Below are 21,396 nucleotides of genomic sequence, written 5' to 3' on the forward strand. Positions count from 1 at the left end.
CCTGATTAATTGTTAGTATTCGCTCACTTGCTTGCTGGCAACAGTAAAACGGCTCCGCATAAACGCCGTGAAAAGTCAGAACATCATGCTGGTGTAGTAATTATCGCCCGGAATTTAATGCAAGTGATAATCATTATCAATCTTATTTACATTTAGATATAAACCACAGCGCACAAATTGTTAACCCGAATGCATTGGCATTTATCAACACGTAAAGGAATAGAGTTATGGCGCAAAAACCTGTGGTTGTTATTCACTACTGTATGCAATGCAACTGGCTGATGCGGTCAGCGTGGATGGCACAGGAACTTCTGCATACCTTCGCTGAGGATCTGGCGGAGGTGACGCTGAAACCGGGCACCGGCGGTATCTTTGAGATTACGCTGGATGAGCATCTGCTGTGGGAACGTAAGCGGGATGGTGGCTTCCCGGATGCGACCACGCTGAAACAGCGTGTGCGGGACATCTGCTTCCCGGATCGGACGCTGGGTCACATCGACAAGCACAAAACTGAAGTCAGCTAAGTCCGCTATTAGCTGTGGGTGATTTTTTCTGCCGCGTCGTGCAGCGCCTTAATCAGCGTCTGCAGCGCGGCTTCTGAGATATCTTCCTGCGCAAGCCGCCGGTTCAGCGCGACTTTCAGTCCATGAATCGCCTGCTCAACAGCAGGAATGCTGCGGTTATTGACCAGAATCGCCAGCGTAGAAAGACGTGTAATCAGGCTGGTCACCGTTTCACGGTTCTCCGCCAGCTGCGCCTCTCCCGTTGCCGTCAGGCGGTAGGCTTTACGCGTTGCCTGCGCATCCACCACCTGAATTGCCTCCATCTCTTCCAGCAGCGTCAGGTTGGGGTAAATGATCCCTGGACTGGGCGAATACTCTCCCTTTGACAGCTCCTCAACAGACTTGATCAGCTCATAGCCGTGCGCGGCATTCTGCGCCAGGAAATGGAGCATCAGCAGGCGAATCTCACTCGCTTCCAGCATCTTTTCACGTCGCTTGCGTCGTCCGCTGCAACCGCCTGCGCGGGCAGTCTGATCGTCAGATAAAGTGGAAGTCGGATGCTGTTTCATGGCCTGCCCTGATGGGAAAAAGTGGGATTGATGGTAGTGCGCTGCCTGGCAAAACTCAATTGCCAGAGCGGCTTACTTCTGGTGCCAGTAGGCCACCGCCCGCACGAAGTCACTGTTGAGGCCGCGCTGCACCGTAAAGTAGTCACACAGCGCTTTAACAAACTCACCTTCGCCGGTCAGCCAGACAAAGTAATCTTGCGTCGGGATAGTGATCTGATCCAGCCGGGCAATCAGCTGACTGAGCTGCGCTTTCTGCATCTGACCGCTGCCAAGCCAGTTTGTCGTCACATCAGCCGTATCAGATAAATAGTCGCGGCCCGTCGCTTCATCGGTAAAGGCATAGAGATGCAGCGCCTGCGCCCGGGCGTCACGCTGACGGCGCGCAAAAGCCGGCAGCCCGGTTTCATCACAGACGTAGAGCTGGAATGCGTAATCGGTCGGCACCACCAGCGAACCGCGTGGGCCGCCGACAATCAACCGATCGCCAGGCTGCGCCTGCGTTGCCCAGTCACTGGCTACGCCCTGCTGATGAATATAGAAATCGAGGGTCAGCGAAGATTCACCATCAAATTCCAGCGGTGTGTAATCTCGCGCCTGCGGACGCAGCCCTTCGGGCCAGACAATCCCCGCATCGGTGATTTGTGGCAGAGCCAGTGTGGCCCCTTCAGCGGAAGGGAAGAAAACCTTAATGTGGTCATCAAAGCCTGGCGACGTAAAGCCCGCCAGATCGCTGCCGCTGAACCGGATACGCCAGAATTTACCGGCAATGTTAGTTTTACTCGCGACCTGAATATGGCGGAAACGCAGTTCATTACGGATGCGCTGGGGTACACGCTGATCGGCTGATACAGGCAAAATTTCTCTCCTCAAACGGGTTGGATGCCCGTGATTTAAGGGCATGCTTACTGTAATGAAATAAAAATCATTCTCATCTCAAGGCCGCAAGATTATCTATGATATATCTTAAGAACAAGAACGAAAAATGCGATCCCGCTGCTTAAGATATATTTTATGCCTGTGCAGGTGTGCGAAGTGCAGGCGGAGAGCAGCCCTGATAAGAAAGGTCAGAGAGAGGTAAGCTGCAGGTGCGGCGAGATTAGTGAGGCAGTAATATCAGGCTAAGGCTGTCCGGCTCCTGACGAGCCGGGCATGAGGTTGCGCCACAGATGCCGGCAGCGCATGACCACTTACAGTGTGTCGTTGAATCCGGAGAGGGAAGGATTGCTGCTGGTGTGTTCCGGCAGCTCACCATCACCCAGAATTTCATGCTGGGTGGCCTGGGAGTGCGGATGCAGTCCGGCAGGCGGTGAAAAAGGTTCAGCCTGTTGTGCCATCGCCATGACAGGCAATGCCAGGATCAGTGAAATCATTAAGCGTCGCATAGTTGTCTTCGTTTGTTTTTTTGACCAGAAAAGGCCTGAAATGCAGGTAAATATTCCAGCCCTTGCACAGATGCACGATGATTCAGGCATGGCAGGGTTTCAGGAGAGGATTTTACGCCAGAACGGCGAGTTATTTTATAAAATCGTGCGGTTTGTCACGGTTTACCGCACGAATTATGCATTAGGGGGCCGGGAGCCACTCGCCCTGCCCTTCTGGCTACGCCTGCATCACCGGAATAGAAAAAACGCCGCTCAGCCAGTCGGGCTTACAGTGCGCAAAATCGAGACGCAGCAGATCTTTACCCGGACGACGTGACACACCCAGTGCTGGCAGATGCTGATAGTAGATATCCTCGATAAAGCGTGTCAGCTGCTCCGGGCTGCCACTCCAGCGGATCGACGCATAAAGTCCACGTACCTCACTCCAGCTGGCGGTATTGTCACCCAGCAACCCGGCATGTTGCGGCTCCAGCGCCTGAAACAGGCTGATATTTTGCTGATCAGCAGAGCTATGGCCGGGGCCATACTGAAAGCCTAACCAGCCGTGCATTACGCGGCTGCCCGCCAGCGTCACCAGTTGCCGCGCCTGTTCGGCTACCCGGTGATCGCGATCGGCAATGTAATCGCCAAACTTACACTCCCACTCCAGCGTTTCTCCACACAGAGGCAGCTCTTCCTCGCGCTCCACCAGCTTTGCATGCTCTGCCAGCGATCGCACCAGAATGCGGCCATGGAAGTTTTTAACCGGCAAATGGGGAATACGGCGAAACGCGCCAGGCGTCAGCGAAAAGTGACCTTTGAATACCCGGGTGAAATTTTGTTGGTTATCAAAACCAAAACGTACGGCGATATCGATCAGCGTCATGCGCGTCAGACGCAGCGCCATAGCGGCCATCGTCAGACGTCGTTTACGGGTGTAAGCCGCCAGAGTCTGTCCGGTCATCTCCTTAAACATGCGCTGCATGTGCCATTTGGAATAACCTGACTTGAGGGTAATCTGATCGATATTAAGATCGTCGGTGAGATTGGCTTCAATCCATTCGACCAGATCGTTGATGTGCTGTTTTTTAATGGCCTGACTGAGCATGATGGCGATTTACGACGCGGGTTAGGACTGGGATTTCAGTTACAAAAGGATAACAAAAATCGCAAATTGGTGTAAGGAAAGGGTAACCATTGCGCGCCCGTTCAGGGCGTTTCCGCATTAATTGCTTAGGTTACTAACTAAAAAAGGCTGACTATCGTCAGCCCCGGACGGCTCAGAATTTAAAGCGATGGGAGCCTGAGCCACTGCTGGCTCAGACAGGCCATTAATGACTGCGCATTCCGGCCGCTGTCATCATCATGCGGAACAGCGAGGCGACAACGCCCAGCGCCAGCACGCTGGCGGCATAGATAAACACCAGCCACATCACCCGCTTCCACCACGGCGCTTTCGTCTCTTGATTGTGATTGTGGTCTTTCATGCTGCTGAGGCTTTTCATATCAATGATATCCTGCGTCTGCTTTGATTTTTCCACGGAACACGTAGTAGCTCCAGAAGGTGTAGCCCAGAATCATTGGGATAATCAACAGGCTACCCACCAGCATAAAGGCCTGGCTCTGCGGCGGCGAGGCGGCATCCCAGATGGTCACTGATGGCGGAATAATGTTTGGCCACACACTGATGCCCAGCCCGGAGAAGCCCAGGAAGATCAGCGCCAGCGTCAGCAGGAACGGTGAATAGTGCGCCTCGCGTTTAATGGCGCGCACAATGCCCCACGAACAGAGCAGCACCAATACCGGAACCGGCAGGAACAGGAACAGGTTAGGCTTGCTGAACCAGCGATGCGCGATATCCGCATGTGCAAACGGTGTCCACAGGCTGACGATGCCAATAACCACTAACAGCGCAATCACCAGCGGCGTAGCCAGCGCGGACATTTTACGGTGCAACTCATCCTCGGTCTTCATGATAAGCCAGGTGCAGCCCAGCAGCGCATAGGCTACAACCAGACCCACACCGCAGAACAGCGGGAACGGGGCCAGCCAGTCCATTGCGGAACCGGCGAAGCGGCGTCCCTCAACCGGAATGCCATCCAGGAACGCACCCACGGCCACACCCTGACTGAAGGTGGCGATGATCGAACCGGCAATAAACGACTTGTCCCAGAATGCCCGATGGCCTTCAACCGCCTTGAAGCGGAACTCAAAGGCGACACCACGGAAAATCAGGCCAATCAGCATGGCGGTCAGCGGAATCGACAGCGCATCGGTAATTACCGCGTAGGCCAGCGGGAACGCCCCGAACAGGCCTGCGCCGCCCAGCACCAGCCAGGTTTCATTCCCATCCCAGACTGGCGCGACGGTGTTAACCATCATGTCGCGCTCGCCAGCATCTTTATTGAACGGGAACAGCAGACCAATACCCAGGTCGAAGCCATCCATCACGATATACATCAGGGTTGCGAAAACGATAATCACAAACCAGATAACGGAAAAATCGATCATCTTAGTGGTCTCCATCCTTAAAGGTGGCGGCGGAAAGCGGACGCGCCGGCGTTTTCTTCTGACCAGGTCCACCCTCTTCGGTGATATGGCCTTCGCCGGTAACCGGTCCCTGCTTAATCAGACGCATCATGTAGTGATACCCCACGCCGAACACCGAGCTGTAGACCAGAATAAAGGCCAGCAGGCTGATGCTCATGTGCATATCCCCATGAGCCGAAACCGCATCAATGGTGCGCTGCACGCCATAGACCACCCACGGCTGACGACCGATTTCAGTGGTAAACCAGCCTGCCAGAATCGCAATCAGACCCGATGGCCCCATCAACAGTGCAAACCACAGGAAAGGACGCGACTCATAGAGACGCCCTTTAAAACGCAGCCACAGGCTGACCACGCCCAGCGTAATCATCAGCAGGCCCAGCGCCACCATCACGCGGAAGGACCAGAAGATGACCGTTGAATTAGGCCGGTCCTCTTTCGGGAAGGACTTCAGTGCCGGGACCTGCTTGTCCAGGCTATGCGTCAGAATCAGGCTGCCAAGATAAGGCACTTCCAGCGCATATTTGGTACGTTCCTGCTCCATGTCGGGGATCCCGAACAGGATCAGCGGTGTGGCTTCCCCCGGTGGGTTTTCCCAGTGCCCTTCAATTGCTGCGATTTTGGCAGGCTGGTGCTCCAGAGTATTCAGACCATGAGCATCACCAATCATCGCCTGAATCGGCGCGACAATCAGCGCCATCCACAACGCCATGGAGAACATCTTGCGGATAGCGGGATTGTTATTCCCCTTCAGCAGATGCCAGGCTGCCGACGATCCCACAAAGAAAGCACTCGCCAGGAACGCCGCCACGGACATATGGAACAGGCGATAAGGGAAAGAGGGGTTGAAGACGATTTTGAACCAGTCCTGCGGAACCACGATGCCATTCTGAATGATGTAGCCCTGAGGCGTATGCATCCAGCTGTTAGAGGCCAGGATCCAGAAGGTGGAAATCAGCGTACCGAGGGCGACCATGCAGGTGGCAAAGAAGTGCAGCCCGGGACCCACGCGATTCCAGCCAAACAGCATCACGCCCAGGAAGCCCGCCTCCAGGAAGAACGCTGTCAGGACTTCATAGGTCAGCAGCGGACCGGTGATACTGCCAGCAAACTCTGAGAAGCCGCTCCAGTTCGTCCCGAACTGATAAGCCATGACCAGTCCTGATACCACACCCATGCCGAAGTTAACGGCAAAGATTTTCGACCAGAAATGGTAGAGATCGCGATAGGTGTGATCGCGGGTCTTGAGCCACATACCTTCGAGCACAGCCAGAAAACTGGCGAGACCGATGGTGATGGCGGGAAAGATAATATGGAAGGAAACAGTAAATGCGAACTGAATCCTGGCCAGATGAAAGGCATCTAATCCGAACATTGCTTACCTCTTTGCCACATAGAACACCATGTATTTACTTATAATTAACAACTTAAGCCTGATGCGCTGGTTCTCTGCGCTTATTGAAATTCCCGACGCAAATTTAAAACTATTCGCGGCAAGGAAAAAGAAACAGTGGGGTTAATGAAAACTATAACAGTCTTTATTGATTCTGATCATTGTTTTTAACGGGAATTATTTATTTAAAAATAAGGCCTAAAGGTTAATCAGAGCGTGTTTATGTGTCGTTAATGTTACGGTATTTTGTACTTTAAAAATCGATCGTGCTAAAGCTAACCCTGCCTGAAAATCGCCTTCAACAGGCTGTTTTAAGACACTATTTTGTTATAAACCCTGATTGAAGAAAGGTCAAATTTTAGAGACCACAAATTAAATACCCTTATTTTTTAACAGGTTAAAGGAGTAAATGGTTACCTCTGCCGCTTTGTTTGCTTTTTTGCTTTTGCCTGGCTAATGCAGCTATAACCTCAGACAGAAAAAACGCAGAACGGCGCATTTAAGCGTCATCAGAGATGTTAATAAAATGAGTCAAAAAGAAGGTATGAATTAACAGTGTGCTGCGGGCAATCGATTATTCCGGGCCAAAAGTTCCTGAAACGATTTAATAACCAGCAACCGTACGATAAGACCAGGGGGATTATTTTCGCTGCCGTTACGTTATTAGCGTTTCAGAGCGTCAGATGACCGAAAAATGGAGTCAGAAATTTGTAATCAGAATACCCATGCCGTCACAGTCTGACGGCTGAAATGGGTGATTTTACTCAGCTGCGGGTTTTTCGCGCTGTGCCAGGATCCGGCTCAGGTTCAGCTCCAGCCAGTCAGCCAGCCCCACAACCTGTTCACCGACTTCGCGTCCAAGCGGGGTTAAACGATATTCCACGTGCGGAGGCACCACATCGTAGGCGATACGCTGCACGAAGCCATCTTCTTCCAGGTAGCGCAGATTCTGCGCCAGCATCCGCTCGCTGACGCCACCGACCGTCCGGCGCAACGTACTGAAGCGCAGCGTCTGGTTCTGCAGGGCCAGCAGAATTAATACGCTCCAGCGGCTGGTCACGCGTTTCAGCACGTCACGTGACGGGCAGTTAACGTTGAGCAATTCGCCGCGGATAAATTTTTCACTCATTTTTTCAGACATTTAACTTACCCACCTCAAACTAACAATTCTGTAAGTACTTACTAAAAATTAGTTTATACACTAGTCTGAATTTCACCAACAGCCACGGGAGTAATAACATGATTGCAGTAACAGGTGCCACCGGCCAGCTGGGCCGTATCGTTATCGATGCATTACTGAAAAAAGTCCCGGCGGGAGAAATTGTTGCCGCCGTCCGTACGCCTGCCAAAGCGGCCGATCTTGCGGCGCTGGGCGTCATTGTCCGCCAGGCCGATTATAGCCAGCCAGAGACGCTGGAGGCCGCTTTTGCAGGCGTGGATAAGCTGCTACTGATCTCCGGTAGTGAAGTCGGCCAGCGTGAAGCGCAGCATAAAGCCGTCATCGAGGCTGCACGAGCGGCGGGTGTGGGCTTTATCGCGTACACCAGCCTGCTGCATGCGGATACCTCGCCGCTGAGCCTGGGCGTTGAACATCGCGCGACAGAAGCGCTGCTGAAAGCCTCTGGCATCCCGTTCGCCCTGCTGCGTAACGGCTGGTACAGCGAGAACTACGCAGCGAGTATCCCACCGGCACTGGCGCATCATGCCTTTATTGGCGCAGCAGGCGAAGGCCGTATCGCCTCGGCAGCGCGTCAGGATTACGCTGAGGCGGCGGCAGAAGTGATGACCCGTGAGGATCAGGCGGGCAAAGTGTATGAACTGGCAGGCGATGACAGCTATACGCTGGCGCAGTTTGCTGCAGAGATTGCCGCACAGAGCGGTGAGAAGGTCGATTACGTCAATCTCTCTCAAAGTGAGTTTGCGGCGGCACTGAAAAACGCAGGCCTGCCAGAGGGCCTGGCGGAAATGCTGGCAGATTCCGATGCTGGTGCAGAGAAAGGCGGTTTGTTCGATGACTCCCGTCAACTGAGCCAGCTCATTGGTCGCCCCACCACCACCTGGCAGGCAGTCATTCGCGCGGCGCTGACGAACCGTTAATTCTGTCGTTCCCTGAGCGGGCAAGCTTGCCCGCTCCACTCACTTTTTGCCCGAATTCCCGTTGGGTATGCCACTTTCTGCACTCTTTGCGGCTGCGGTTTCTTTTACAAAATGTGAATAAACGCCAGTTTTCTTCAGGTTAAATTTTTTTATTCAGGTCGCTAAGAGATTCATCTGAAATACGTTTTTTGTGAACATCGCTATATTTGGTTGAATTGTCTGGAATTTATCCAAAAACCTCGATTAATCGACAATATTTATTACGTTCATCGATATTCTGCATTGTTGTTCCGCAGGATGAGAGGTCTATAATTTGTCCTTTGTGCAACCACGACCGCTCAGGAGGCCGTTATTAATACCCATCGCCAGCAACAAAATGCACTTGAAGAGGTTCGTGCCGGGGCGGAAGTTGAGTATCAATACGATCCTCATGAACTGAAGCTGGATCGCATGCAGGATTCTGAACCGGAGCCGGAGCTGATTGAAGGCTTGCCTGCGCCGGATGCGCTGACCCCTGCCGATCGTTATCTGGAACTGTTTGAACATGTTCAGATGTCGCGGATTTTTGAGGACAGCAAAACCTTCCCCGACTGTTCCCCTAAGTACGATCCGCTGGATGTGCTGATGCGCTATCGTCGACAGAAACGCAGCAGTGATTTTGACCTGTCGCGTTTTGTCGCCGATCACTTTTATCTGCCTGGCGTAAACGAAAGCTTTTATGTCTCCAACCCGGATAAAACGCTTAATGAGCATATCGACGACCTGTGGCCGGTTCTGACCAAAATGCCGCAGCAGCATATGCCGCACTCATCGCTGCTGCCGTTACCCAAACCCTATGTGGTGCCGGGCGGACGTTTTGGCGAAACCTACTACTGGGATTCTTACTTCACCATGCTCGGCCTGGCAGAATCGGGCCGCGATGATCTGCTGCGTCACATGGCGGATAACTTTGCCTGGCTGATCGATAACTACGGTCATGTGCCTAACGGCAACCGTACCTATTACCTCAGCCGCTCGCAGCCGCCAGTGTTTGCCCTGATGGTTGAGCTGTTCGAAGAAGATGGCGTACGCGGTGCTAAGCGCTATCAGGAACAGCTGATGAAGGAGTATCAGTTCTGGATGGACGGTGCCGGTTCGCTGATGCCGAACCAGGCTTATCGCCACGTGGTGCGGATGCCAAACGGCTCACTGCTGAACCGCTACTGGGATGACCGCGATACGCCGCGTGATGAGTCGTGGATAGAAGATGTGGAAACCGCACGCGAATCGAAACGTCCGGCCAGTGAAGTGTATCGTGATCTACGTGCCGGAGCGGAATCGGGCTGGGATTACTCCTCGCGATGGCTGCGTAACCCGAAACGGCTGTCGAGCATCCGTACCACGCAGTTTATTCCTATCGATCTGAACTCGTTCCTGTACAAGCTGGAGCTGATGATCGCTACTCTGTCGCACGCGAAAGGCGAAGAGCTGACCGCGCTGGCCTGGCAGAAAAAAGCCGAAGCGCGCAAGCGTGCGATTACCCGTTATCTCTGGGACAGCACTGCCGGTGTATTCCGTGACTATGACTGGCGTCGGGAGCGTTTCGGTGCCTTTACCGTCGCCTCCGTGGTTCCGCTGTTTGTCGGTCTTGCGACGCCGCACCAGGCGCACCTGCAATCGATCTCGCTGCGCCATCTGCTATTGAGCAACGGCGGCCTGCTGACCTCAATGGTGGAAAGCGGTGAGCAGTGGGATCGACCCAACGGCTGGGCACCGATGCAGTGGATGGCGGTTGTTGGCCTGAATAATTACGGTGAAGAGACGCTGGCGACGGAAGTGGCAGTGAACTGGCTCAACACGGTCAACAACTTCTATCAGTTGCACCATAAGCTGGTAGAGAAGTATGACATCAGCGGCGAGCGCGCCCGTCCTGGTGGCGGTGGTGAGTATCCGTTACAGGATGGATTCGGCTGGACTAACGGCGTTACACGTAAGCTGATGACAATGTATGGACATTTAATGGCTGACTGAGTATCGCAGCCGGTAAACCTTTAAAACGCAAAAAGCCGGGTTATCCCGGCTTTTTCATGTTTCATGCAGGCTATTCAGCGCTACTTCTTCGCTTCAGTGCCTGGTTGTGACGCACGTTGCAGGAACTGCTGTGTCACTTCAGGCAGGTGCTGCAGCAGCCACTCTGCCATCGCCACTTCCTGATCGCGGATCTCACTCAGTATGCGTACGCCCTGCGCATCACCGACCTGCTCAGCCGCGGCGATCAGACTGGTGTAGCTGGCGATCTCGGCATTCTCGAATACATAGCCACTGATGGCGCCCTTCACCACTTCATCTGAGTTAAACATCCCGCCCACGGCCTGGCCGGTGGCTGCCATTTTGCCCATGGCATCTTTCATCACAGAGTGATCAATACTGTGGCTATCGAGTAGCTGTTCCAGCAGAGTCAGCTGATGTTTGGTCTCATCCAGATGTTGCGCCAGACGCTGTTCCAGCGCCGGATAGTGTTCAAGACGACCTGACATCTTGCTCAGCATGCTTTCTGCTTGTTTTTCCATCGCATGCGCATCGCGCAGCCAGTCGTGATAATGTTCAATCGCAGTCATGTGTTACTCCTTAAGAGACAGTAATAGACTCGGCTACTGAGGTGAGCTTCTCATCCGTTTGCTTCTCTTCATTCAGGGTTTCTTCCAGCAGCTGCGCGGCTTTGGTGTAACCCAGCTTCAGCGCCAGCGCATGCAGCGTACCGTAGGTGGCAATCTCATAATGCTCAACTTTCTGCGCTGCACCGATCAGTCCCTGATCGCGAATCTCGCCCTTTTCGACCGAGTCGATAATTTCCTGCGCTTCTTCAACCAGACCTTCCAGCGCATGGCATTTCATTCGTTTGATTTTGACTTCAGGTGTCACTTCCACCAGTTCGTCGAGTCGTTCAATCTGAGCACGGGTCTCTTCCAGATGCTGATTAAACGCAGCGATAAGATTTTCGTCACTGGCTGCACGCGCCATTTTAGGCAATGCACGGGTTATCTGCTTCTCAGCGCTGTATACATCGGATAAGTCATGGATGAACAGGTCGTTTAACGTTTTCACTGTCATAAGATAGCCTCATTGATTAAAAAGCTGCGTCTGTAATAACGCAGCGCCAGTCATACCGTTGACACCTGAAAAGTCTAGTGGAGATTTTTAATATCGCACGCCACATCAGTATGAATTTAATACATAAGTGGCATGCAAAATGCATTTTCCTTTTTGCAGCAAACATTTAGCCGGAAAATTGTTTTATCTTTGCGGCTTCGCTAGCGGCGTTGTAATTGTACAAAGCAAGAAATCGTTGTATAAATTTTATAATATTTACTGCATAAAAAAGTACCAGTCTAAAACTTACCTGTACAAAGTTTTATTAATCCGTATAGCTTTAATCGAGCAGAAATAAAAAAACCGGAAGGGAAAACCCTTCCGGCTTAATTAACAGTTCCGGCCATGGCTAATGATTCAGCCCTGGCATAATTCAGATGGCAATTATCTTACAAAAGAACTAAATAGATTCAAAATGCCCGGCTAACAGAGTAACCCTGCCGTCACAGCAGTGTTAAAGACGTTCAGCTCCGGCGGCTAACCTTACCTCCCTTGCGCCCCGCTTCAATGGCACGTTCAGGATCATTCTTGAAGTTGCCGCCGCTTTTCTGGCCACCTTTGCGTCCTGCTTCAGCAGCACGCTCTTTGTCGGCCGCAAAATTCCCGGCCCCACCGCGATATTGAGTCATATGCGTCCTCTTTGAATTTTAAAAATTGGAATTTGCACAGCTAACGCTTCATCAGGCCGATTCAGCAACATAAATGTAGTCAGAAAATCGGACCGATCAAGTGAGATAAATAAAAAACCCGTCACAGTTCTGGCTTAATGAGCGTACTACCCTTAACCAGATTGATAACGGATTTCAACCATCGCTCTTTTCAATTCATAAAAAGAGCCGCGGCATGAAAAACCTTTATAACGAAAATCGCCGCGCCCTATTAATCGATCATTTTCAAAAAAAGTCCAATTGAAAAAAATATAAGCGAAACGGCAAAGTGATAATTTCATCAATATCAGGTAGTGAAGATGATCAACAAACGATCAATTTCCCCAAGCGAAGCGCTAAATAGAAATCTTGTGCCCTGCTTTAACGTTAAAAATAAGCGAAGCGAGACGCGTTGATGGCACCAGTAAAAAATAGCCTGAATCGATCAATAAACGATCAATTATGCTGATTTAATGAAAATTTTTATTAACAATAGAGGGCAGATTTAACGATGAAAGTTGAATATAAGCGAAGCGGATGAATTCATGCTTTCCGGGGGCAAAAAACGGGTTTTCGGAATAGTACTAAAAAGCATTTTCTGCGGGGATACGCATAAACTTTGCATGCCTGCGAAAAGGCAAACTCAACGTTATGAATGAGATGGCGCAACGTCATGAGGGAGATAGTGCGTTAATGGCACGCAAAACCCATGCCCTGTTCAGCAGATTCAGAGGGAGTCGGGGAACGTGGAATCAAAAGCGACACCGCGCTTGCCATTTTTCTTGATGCGATACATCGCTTCATCAGCTCGCTGCAGTGCAGTATCAAAGTCATCTTTTTCCTGCGCCTGAGACACACCGACAGACGCCCCAATGAGGGCATGCCCATTTGCCATATCAAAAGGTGTCATTACCGCGTCAAGACAGGCATGCGCCAGTTTCTTTACCCGCGGATGGTTCAGCGCCCAGGGTATTAACAACACAAACTCGTCGCCGCCCAGTCGGCCAATGATCACTTCTGCCGGGGAGAGTTCAGTAAACCGCTGACTTAACTGGATGAGGACGTCATCTCCGCTGCGGTGCCCCAGGGTGTCATTGACGTGTTTAAAGTTATCCAGGTCAATAAAGACCACGCAGAGCGGTCCCTGCGTTTTCATTTCACAGAAATAATTCTGCAGAGCATGGCGATTGTTGAGCAGCGTAAGGGGATCGTGCAGCGCCAGCAGGGCGAGCTGCTCCTCATATTGTTTCTCTTTGGTCATATCGATGTGAGTGCCGATCACTTTAACCGGCTCTCCGTGCGCATTCCATTCGCTGACCCGGCCCCGATCCAGCACCCATGTAATGCTGCCATTTTTGGCGATCATGCGGTGCAGAGCCTCGTAATAAGGCGCTTTCCCGGCGATGTGGTCGTTGAATGCCTGTAAAACGTCGGCGGCATCATCGGGATGCAGGCTCTCTTTCCAGGATTCAAAGTTGGCGTCGGTCTCTTTCGGCTGGAAGCCCAGCATCGCACCCCAGCGCCGGTTGAAGATCACCAGTTTGCCGCTGGGAATATCCAGCTGCCACAGGAACAGCCCGGTACCATCCAGCGCCGCATTGAGTTTTGTGCGGGCGTCATGCGCTATACGCTTCAGACGCGCATTGTGCTTTTTGAGGTTCTGTATCTGCAGACGCAGCGCTTCTTCTGACATGACCGTAAGGGAGCTGGAAAAAGGGCTATTGTGCCTGTCAGGCTGATTCTGTAAAGGGTGGCTTATAAAACACGATTAGCCGCGGTCAATTGCAGGCTGGACAGGATATCAGGCGGTGCCAGTCTGGCAACGCAGCACAGAGGCGAAGCGGCATAGTAATTTCGCCATGAAATCTGTTTGTGTTGCTACAGGGTTGAGAAGTGGAATGGGCGCGGGAGAGGTGAAATTCGGAATGTTCGGGGATGTGGCGAGTGCATCAAACCTTCGATGACGGGTTCGCCCCATAAACGCAAAAACCCGCCAGAGGCGGGTTCTTTAAAGATGGTGCCCGAACCCGGAATCGAACCAGGGACACGGGGATTTTCAATCCCCTGCTCTACCGACTGAGCTATTCGGGCAACGGGGCGCATTAAACCAAAGCGGCCCGGCAGCGTCAAACGCTTTTCACCAAAATCAAATCGACTGACCGCTTTTCCATCAACCCAAAGAGTGGGTTTGACCTGCCGCCATAAACCTCTCTGTTGGCCGGATATATTTTAGTCAGAAGGCAGGCAGAGTCTGCATTGTGACGCGAAATTGCCGATATAGCATGCGAGACCAACACTAATAATAAGGATCGCCATGTTTTCCACCATTACATCAGGTATCGCTTCCCGTCACAGCTGGCAGAAGCGTTCACACTCAGCGGCCACGCTAAGCTCTCTCAACGGCTCCATCGCCATGATTGAATTCTCCCCCGATGGCTCCATTCTCAGCGCGAATGCACTGTTTCTGTCGCGCATGGGCTACACGCTGGCGGAGATCGAAGACCAGCACCACAGCCTGTTTTGTACCGCCGGGCAGCTTGAGTCGCGGGACTACCAGGATTTCTGGCTGCGACTGAACCGGGGCGAAAGCTTCAGCGATAAGTTCCTGCGCGTGGCAAAAAACGGCCGACCGGTATGGCTCGAAGCCAACTATGTGCCGGTGCAGAACCGCCATGGCCGGGTGATTAAAATCGTCAAACTGGCAACCGACATCACCGATCATATCAACGATGCGCAGGAGCAGCGCGCCATTACCACCGCCATAGAACGGTCGATGGCGGTAATCGCTTTTAACCTCAAAGGTGAAGTGCTGAAAGCCAATGACAACTTCCTGAAAACCATGGGCTACCGTCGTGAGGAAGTAGAAGGTGTTCACCACCGTCGCTTCTGCTCACAGGCGCTGCGCGACAGCCGCGAATATAGCGAGTTCTGGCAGCAGCTGAACCGCGGCGAATTTGTCTCAGGTCAGTTTCCCCGGGTCAATAAACGGGGCGAGACGGTCTGGCTGCGCGCCACCTACAATCCGGTGTTTGACGAACAGGGCAGGCTCTACAAAATCGTGAAATTCGCCACCGATGTGACCGCGCAGGTGGAAAAGAATCAGCAGGAACATGATGCGGCACAGCGGGCTTATCACACCGCGCTGCAAACGGATGAAAGCACAAAGCTGGGTGCCGATGTTATCGCCAGCAGTGTGCAGACCATGAACGCCCTGGCGGGTGAACTGCAGGGGATCTCCGGTGATATTACCGGTCTGAGTGAATCCTCAGAGCGTATCGGTGCGATTGTAGAAGGCATCCGCCGGATAGCCGATCAGACTAACCTGCTGGCGTTGAATGCCGCTATTGAAGCGGCGCGAGCCGGAACCCATGGCCGCAGCTTTGCAGTAGTGGCTAATGAAGTCCGCACGCTGGCAGCAAACATCAACCGCGCCACCACCGACATCGAAAATCGGATACAGCAAAACCATCTGCTGGCAAGCCGGGCACTGAAAGGGATTGAATCAAACCTGAAGCGCGCCGATCAGGGCGTACAACTGGCCCAGGAGGCGGGCGGCGTGATTGCAGAAATCCGTGAAGGCGCAACCGATGTAGTACGCGCCATCGGCCAGGTGACCAAAACGCTTAAAGTCTGACGCTCTGCGGGGGCAACTGCCCCCTTTTAAGGTGTTGCCTGAACCGGCGCTTCTGGCGTCGGCGGGATAAAGATATGATCCAGAATCGCCCGCATCACGGGTGCCGCAGTAATACCTTCGTTGCCCCCATTTTCCAGAATTAACGCTACTGCCACTTTCGGGTCATTAAAGGGCGCAAAGGCGGTATAGAAGATATGATCACGCAGCCGTACCGGTATCATCTTCGCGTTATAGGTCTGGTTCTGACGCAGGCTGAACACCTGCGACGTCCCGCTCTTCGCGGCGATGCCATAAGGTGCCGTGTGGAAATATTTATAACCGGTGCCGTTGGGTGCGTTAGCCATGCCAAACATCGCGTGGCGTACCAGCGACCAGTAGGGTGAATGGGGATCGCCAATCTGCGCCTCGGGCTTCTGCGGACGATAGTTCTCCACCAGGGTGCCGCGCTGGGTTTTCTCCAGCAGATGGGGGGCAATGACCCGACCGTTGTTAATCAGCGCCACCATCGCTTTCACCATCTGAATGGGTGTCGCAATCCAGTAGCCCTGTCCGATGCCAACCGACACTGTATCGCCCTGATACCAGGGTTTTTTATGCACCTTCTGCTTCCACTCCCGGCTCGGCAGTAAGCCGTTGTACTCCTCATTCAGGTCGATGCCGGTCGATTTTCCATAGCCAAACTGGCTGAGCATGGTGTGAATGCGATCAATGCCCATCATGAACGCGACCTGATAGAAAAAGGTATCGGCGGACTCTTCGATTGCCCGGGTCACATCCAGCATGCCGTGCCCGCTCTTTTTCCAGTCGCGATAGCGCCGGTCCGTGCCTGGCAGCGTCCAGGTGGGCGCACCAAAGAATTGCGACTGCGGCGTAATCACATGAGTCAGCAGCGCCGACATCGCCATGTAAGGCTTCACCGTGGAGGCGGGCGGATAGAGTCCCTGCGTGACGCGGTTAATCAGCGGCAGATCTTTGTCCTGTAGCAGCTTTTTGTAGGCCTGATAGCTGATGCCTTTTACAAACGGATTGGGGTCGTAGCTGGGGCTGGAGACCATCGCCAGCACGGAACCGTCGTGCGGATCTTCAATCAGCAGCGCCGCACGCTGCCCCGCCAGCAGGCTTTCCACATACTGTTGCAGGTGCAGATCCAGCGTCAGCGTCAGGTTTTTACCCGCGACCGGCGGCACCTCTTTCAGCACCCGCACAATGCGGCCATGATTATCCACTTCCACTTCCTGATAACCCGGCTTGCCGTGCAGCAGCGCTTCGTAATAGCCCTCAATCCCCTGCTTACCAATGTTATGGTCAGCCGCATAGTTTTCGGCGATGCCTTCTTCATTCAGCCGTTTGTAGTCGTTATCGTTGATTTTCGACACATAACCGATCACATGCGCCAGATCCGCGCCATAGGGATATTCACGATCCTGGTAGGTCTCAAGGCTGGCGCCGGTGAAGTGAAACTGATTGACCGCAAAGCGGGCGACCTGCTCTTCGGTCAGCTCCTCTTTCAGCACCACCGGCTTGTAACGGCTGGTCTGCTTCAGCGCATGGCGGAAGGTGTCGATCTCGTCCGGCGTCAGATTAACAATCGGCGTGAGTGCCCGCAGCGTGGCGTCCATGTCGCTGATTTTGTAAGGCGTCAGCGTGATGGCATACCAGCTGACGTTTCGCACCAGCGGAATGCCGTTGCGGTCATAAATCAGCCCACGCGTCGGCGCAATGGGGATCATTTTGATGTCGTTCTGGTTAGAGCGCGTCTGGTAATAGCCATGGTCGCGCACCTGTAAGCGAAAAAGGTTTACGCCAAGAATGGTGAAACAGAGACAGACCAGAGCAAAGGCTATTGCAGCGCGGCGGGCAAACAGCTTCTCTTCAGCTTCGAAGTTACGAAAGTTCATCAGGGGGCATTATCAGGCGATTAATTATTATCTGTTATTGCGCACCATGATAAAGCGCGATCGCGGGTGTGCCAGCGCGAAGATGCACAAGCCTGACCAAAAGTGTGTCATTTGATGTGAATGTTACCGGAACGGCGAGGCGGGAAAATGCAGATCCCCCGGTTAAAGGGGATCTGCACAGGGGGATCGGGCAGCAGGCGGGAATGCCTGCCACGCTGATTAATCACCCAGCAGAACAGACTCCAGCGCAATCTTGATCATGTCGTTGAAGGTGGTCTGACGCTCAGCAGCGGTGGTCTGCTCATGCGTACGGATGTGGTCTGATACGGTGCAGATGGTCAGCGCTTTAGCACCGAACTCTGCAGCCACACCGTAGATACCTGCAGCTTCCATCTCAACGCCGAGGATGCCATATTTTTCCATCACGTCGAACATCTGCGGATCCGGGGTGTAGAAGAGATCGGCAGAGAAGATGTTACCTACGCGCGCTTCAACACCCAGGTTTTTCGCCGCATCAACCGCGTTACGCACCATGTCGAAGTCAGCAATCGCAGCAAAATCGTGATCTTTGAAACGCATACGGTTTACTTTGGAATCGGTGCAGGCACCCATACCAATCACGATGTCACGCAGTTTTACATCGGCACGCACGGCACCACAGGAGCCCACACGGATGATCTTTTTCACGCCAAAGTCGGTGATCAGCTCTTTGGTGTAGATGGAGCAGGAAGGAATACCCATTCCGTGGCCCATTACAGAGACTTTGCGGCCCTTATAGGTGCCGGTGTAGCCCAGCATCCCGCGCACGTTGTTCACTTCTACCGGATTTTCCAGGAAGGTTTCTGCGATGTGCTTTGCACGCAGCGGATCGCCAGGCATCAGCACGACGTCTGCGAAATCGCCCATTTCAGCATTAATATGAGGGGTTGCCATTGTTTAATCCTTATTAAATTGCTGATTTACAGCATGTTCTTGCCATAGTCCATCTCGGACAGGCCAAAGTAGTGTGCAATTGTCTGACCAATATCGGCGAAAGTTTCGCGGTAACCGAGCGAACCCGGCTCGACTTTCGGTCCGTAGATAAGAATCGGAATGTGCTCACGCGTGTGTTCAGTACCTTCCCACGTCGGGTCACAGCCGTGGTCAGCGGTCAGGATCAGAATGTCATCTTCTCCGACTAATTCCATCAGCTCAGGCAGACGACGGTCAAACAGCTCCAGCCCGCCCGCATAACCGGCAACATCACGACGATGTCCCCAGGTTGAGTCGAAATCAACGAAGTTAGTGAAAACAATCGCCTGATCCGGCGCGGTTTTCATCTCCTGAATTGTCGCGTCAAACAGCGCATCCAGACCGGTCGCTTTGACCTTTTTGGTAATGCCCTGCTCAGCATAGATATCGGCGATTTTACCCACGGAGATCACGTGACCGCCCTTCTCATCCACCAGCTTTTTCAGCATGGTGGCAGATGGTGGCTCAACAGCCAGGTCGTGACGATTGCCGGTGCGCTCGAACTGACCCGCTTTGTCGCCCACAAACGGACGGGCGATAACCCGGCCGATGTTGTAGCCACCCTCGGTCAGCTCTTTACGGGCGATTTCGCACAGCGCATAGAGTCGATCCAGACCAAAGGTCTCTTCGTGACAGGCGATCTGGAACACCGAGTCCGCAGAGGTATAGAAAATCGGCTTGCCAGTTTTCATATGCTCTTCGCCCAGTTGATCGAGGATCACCGTACCTGATGAGTGGCAGTTACCGAGATAGCCCGGCAGATCTGCACGCTCGACCAGTTTGTCCAGCAGTTCCTGTGGGAAGCTGTTCTCTTTGTCGCTGAAGTAGCCCCAGTCAAACAGTACCGGCACACCGGCGATCTCCCAGTGGCCTGACGGCGTATCTTTACCGGACGAAAGCTCGCTGGCGTAAGCGTACGCGCCGGTGATTTTCGCCTCGGGATCCAGACCTGCCGGGAAGCGGCCGGTCGACAGCTCTGCGGCTTTGCCCAGACCCAGCGCGGTAAGATTAGGCAGATGCAATGGGCCTTTACGTCCCTTGTCTGCTTCCCCCCTGAAACAGGCTTCGGCGATGTGACCTAACGTATCCGAACCTGCGTCGCCGAATTTATCGGCATCTTTACTGGAGCCAATTCCAAAGGAATCGAGAACCATAATAAAAGCACGTTTCATGCAAGTCTCCTGCGCATTGGCGCGTGACAAGTCAAAAAAAAGCGATCAGATCAGTATACCCGAATGCATTGCGGCTGGCACCGGTTACCGGTCAGTTAGCTGATATCGCTCACACGGCGATAGACAACCGGCGTCTCAGCCGGGGCGGAATCACCGAGCACCAGCGCGGCTTTGACCGCGGCGGCGGCCTGCTGCCATTTGTCTTCGCTGCTGGCGTGAATGATCGCCAGTGGACGCTGCGCATCGGCACGTTCGCCCAGGGTGATCATGTCGCTTAGGCCAACGCTGTAATCAATACTGTCGCTGGCACGCTGACGTCCGCCACCCATTGCCACCACCGCCAGCCCCAGCGCACGGGTATCCATGCTGCTGACGATGCCTGGCTGGTCGGCATACACCGGCTTGCTCAGCATTGGCGCGGGCAGATAAGCGTCGTAGCGTTCAACAAAATCGGCAGGTCCCTGCTGGGCAGCGACCATGCGACCAAACACCTCGGCCGCCTTGCCGTTATCCAGCACCGTCATCAGCTTCTGACGCGCTTCGGTGTCGCTGGCGGCCAGTTTGCCGGAGACCAGCATTTCGCTGCAGAGAGCCAGCGTCACTTCCAGCAGGCGCGGATTCCGCGCTTCGCCGGTCAGGAAGCGAACCGCTTCACGCACTTCCAGCGCGTTACCGGCTGAGGAGGCGAGAACCTGGTTCATATCCGTCAGCAGTGCGGTGGTCTGGCAACCAGCGCCATTGGCGACGCCAACAATCGACTGCGCCAGACTTTCTGACGCCTCATAGGTTGGCATAAACGCGCCGGAACCCACTTTGACATCCATCACCAGTGCATCCAGCCCTTCTGCCAGCTTCTTCGCCAGAATCGAGGCGGTAATCAGCGGGATCGAATCGACGGTGGCGGTGATGTCACGCGTGGCGTAGAAACGCTTATCCGCCGGTGCCAGCGAGCTGGTCTGGCCGATAATCGCCACACCCACCTGCTTAATGATCTCGCGGAAGCGGTCATCGCTCGGGAAGATATCGAAGCCCGGAATCGCTTCCAGTTTATCCAGCGTGCCGCCGGTATGACCAAGGCCACGACCCGAGATCATCGGAACATATCCGCCGCAGGCCGCGACCATCGGCCCTAACATCAGCGACGTCACATCGCCAACGCCGCCGGTCGAGTGCTTATCCACCACCGGGCCATTGAGATTAAGGGATTTCCAGTTCAGTACCGTACCGGAATCACGCATCGCCATAGTCAGCGCGACCCGCTCAGGCAGCGTCATGTCGTGGAAATAGATGGTCATCGCCAGCGCGGCGATCTGACCTTCCGAAACGGTGTTATCACGCACACCATTGATGAAGAAGCGAATCTCCTCTTCAGTCAGCGCATGGCCGTCACGTTTTTTGCGAATTATTTCTTGTGGCAGGAACAAGGTAACCC

At 53.4% G+C, this 21,396-nt stretch carries 20 protein-coding genes and 1 tRNA gene; 4 read left to right on the forward strand and 17 right to left on the reverse strand.

All coding sequences use genetic code 11. The features are described from left to right. Positions 1 to 227: 227 nt before the first annotated feature. Positions 228 to 524, forward strand: coding sequence for an Rdx family protein (locus tag AC0T7J_RS13575; protein WP_010248912.1), 297 nt, complete (start codon positions 228 to 230; stop codon positions 522 to 524). Between the two features lie 8 nt (positions 525 to 532). Here the strand turns inward: AC0T7J_RS13575 and AC0T7J_RS13580 are convergent, their stop codons facing one another. The 8 genes from AC0T7J_RS13580 to AC0T7J_RS13615 all read right to left on the reverse strand — a co-directional run bounded on the left by AC0T7J_RS13580 (position 533) and on the right by AC0T7J_RS13615 (position 7,517). Continuing rightward, complete coding sequence (locus tag AC0T7J_RS13580; protein WP_473794857.1) at positions 533 to 1,072, reverse strand: PadR family transcriptional regulator; 540 nt, start codon at positions 1,070 to 1,072, stop codon at positions 533 to 535. Between the two features lie 72 nt (positions 1,073 to 1,144). Then, a complete protein-coding gene (locus AC0T7J_RS13585; RefSeq protein ID WP_473794859.1) occupies positions 1,145 to 1,927 on the reverse strand; it encodes a siderophore-interacting protein in 783 nt (260 codons plus the stop codon). 332 nt (positions 1,928 to 2,259) lie between these two features. Further along, positions 2,260 to 2,454, reverse strand: coding sequence for a hypothetical protein (locus AC0T7J_RS13590; RefSeq protein ID WP_010671084.1), 195 nt, complete (start codon positions 2,452 to 2,454; stop codon positions 2,260 to 2,262). A 217-nt stretch (positions 2,455 to 2,671) separates the two neighbouring features. Continuing rightward, a complete protein-coding gene (locus AC0T7J_RS13595; protein ID WP_473794861.1) occupies positions 2,672 to 3,541 on the reverse strand; it encodes a helix-turn-helix domain-containing protein in 870 nt (289 codons plus the stop codon). 223 nt (positions 3,542 to 3,764) lie between these two features. Continuing rightward, the gene (locus AC0T7J_RS13600; protein WP_064689978.1) at positions 3,765 to 3,938 is read right to left on the reverse strand and encodes a DUF2474 domain-containing protein; all 174 of its coding nucleotides are present in this window, start codon (positions 3,936 to 3,938) and stop codon (positions 3,765 to 3,767) included. A gap of 1 nt (position 3,939) precedes the next feature. Then, positions 3,940 to 4,944 carry a cytochrome d ubiquinol oxidase subunit II gene (gene cydB, locus AC0T7J_RS13605; protein ID WP_473794863.1) on the reverse strand — a complete coding sequence of 335 codons (1,005 nt, stop codon included), beginning with the start codon at positions 4,942 to 4,944 and terminating at the stop codon, positions 3,940 to 3,942. Position 4,945: 1 nt separating this feature from the next. Further along, positions 4,946 to 6,358 carry a cytochrome ubiquinol oxidase subunit I gene (locus AC0T7J_RS13610; RefSeq protein ID WP_010671087.1) on the reverse strand — a complete coding sequence of 471 codons (1,413 nt, stop codon included), beginning with the start codon at positions 6,356 to 6,358 and terminating at the stop codon, positions 4,946 to 4,948. 778 nt (positions 6,359 to 7,136) lie between these two features. Continuing rightward, positions 7,137 to 7,517: a winged helix-turn-helix transcriptional regulator gene (locus AC0T7J_RS13615; protein ID WP_473794865.1), complete on the reverse strand. Its 381-nt coding sequence runs from the start codon at positions 7,515 to 7,517 to the stop codon at positions 7,137 to 7,139. Between the two features lie 98 nt (positions 7,518 to 7,615). Here AC0T7J_RS13615 and AC0T7J_RS13620 point away from each other — a divergent pair, with 98 nt between their 5' ends. After that, positions 7,616 to 8,473 (forward strand): SDR family oxidoreductase, encoded by an 858-nt coding sequence (locus AC0T7J_RS13620; protein WP_473794867.1) that lies wholly within the window; start codon positions 7,616 to 7,618, stop codon positions 8,471 to 8,473. Positions 8,474 to 8,824: 351 nt separating this feature from the next. Further along, positions 8,825 to 10,483: an alpha,alpha-trehalase TreF gene (gene treF / locus AC0T7J_RS13625; protein WP_045139632.1), complete on the forward strand. Its 1,659-nt coding sequence runs from the start codon at positions 8,825 to 8,827 to the stop codon at positions 10,481 to 10,483. A gap of 80 nt (positions 10,484 to 10,563) precedes the next feature. On the opposite strand, the gene AC0T7J_RS13630 is transcribed toward treF, so the two are convergent. From AC0T7J_RS13630 to AC0T7J_RS13650, 5 genes are all read right to left on the reverse strand, one after another. Continuing rightward, positions 10,564 to 11,070, reverse strand: coding sequence for a ferritin-like domain-containing protein (locus AC0T7J_RS13630; RefSeq protein ID WP_473794868.1), 507 nt, complete (start codon positions 11,068 to 11,070; stop codon positions 10,564 to 10,566). 10 nt (positions 11,071 to 11,080) lie between these two features. Beyond that, positions 11,081 to 11,563 carry a YciE/YciF ferroxidase family protein gene (locus AC0T7J_RS13635; RefSeq protein ID WP_033758778.1) on the reverse strand — a complete coding sequence of 161 codons (483 nt, stop codon included), beginning with the start codon at positions 11,561 to 11,563 and terminating at the stop codon, positions 11,081 to 11,083. A 503-nt stretch (positions 11,564 to 12,066) separates the two neighbouring features. Then, positions 12,067 to 12,231, reverse strand: coding sequence for a con-10 family general stress protein (locus AC0T7J_RS13640; RefSeq protein ID WP_004571242.1), 165 nt, complete (start codon positions 12,229 to 12,231; stop codon positions 12,067 to 12,069). 745 nt (positions 12,232 to 12,976) lie between these two features. Further along, a complete protein-coding gene (locus AC0T7J_RS13645; RefSeq protein ID WP_473794870.1) occupies positions 12,977 to 13,942 on the reverse strand; it encodes a diguanylate cyclase domain-containing protein in 966 nt (321 codons plus the stop codon). A 322-nt stretch (positions 13,943 to 14,264) separates the two neighbouring features. Beyond that, positions 14,265 to 14,340: transfer RNA gene (locus AC0T7J_RS13650), tRNA-Phe, on the reverse strand. Positions 14,341 to 14,563: 223 nt separating this feature from the next. Here AC0T7J_RS13650 and AC0T7J_RS13655 point away from each other — a divergent pair. Continuing rightward, positions 14,564 to 15,883 (forward strand): methyl-accepting chemotaxis protein, encoded by a 1,320-nt coding sequence (locus AC0T7J_RS13655; RefSeq protein WP_473794872.1) that lies wholly within the window; start codon positions 14,564 to 14,566, stop codon positions 15,881 to 15,883. 26 nt (positions 15,884 to 15,909) lie between these two features. On the opposite strand, the gene mrdA is transcribed toward AC0T7J_RS13655, so the two are convergent. The 4 genes from mrdA to deoA form a co-directional block, all read right to left on the reverse strand. After that, positions 15,910 to 17,781: a penicillin-binding protein 2 gene (gene mrdA / locus AC0T7J_RS13660; protein WP_473794874.1), complete on the reverse strand. Its 1,872-nt coding sequence runs from the start codon at positions 17,779 to 17,781 to the stop codon at positions 15,910 to 15,912. Positions 17,782 to 18,000: 219 nt separating this feature from the next. Next, positions 18,001 to 18,714, reverse strand: coding sequence for a purine-nucleoside phosphorylase (gene deoD, locus AC0T7J_RS13665; RefSeq protein ID WP_010248951.1), 714 nt, complete (start codon positions 18,712 to 18,714; stop codon positions 18,001 to 18,003). A 26-nt stretch (positions 18,715 to 18,740) separates the two neighbouring features. Beyond that, the gene (gene deoB / locus AC0T7J_RS13670) at positions 18,741 to 19,964 is read right to left on the reverse strand and encodes a phosphopentomutase (RefSeq protein WP_473794875.1); all 1,224 of its coding nucleotides are present in this window, start codon (positions 19,962 to 19,964) and stop codon (positions 18,741 to 18,743) included. A 95-nt stretch (positions 19,965 to 20,059) separates the two neighbouring features. Then, complete coding sequence (deoA, locus tag AC0T7J_RS13675; protein ID WP_473794877.1) at positions 20,060 to 21,388, reverse strand: thymidine phosphorylase; 1,329 nt, start codon at positions 21,386 to 21,388, stop codon at positions 20,060 to 20,062. Positions 21,389 to 21,396 lie beyond the last annotated feature (8 nt).

Source organism: Pantoea sp. E956-1, assembly GCF_982223955.1.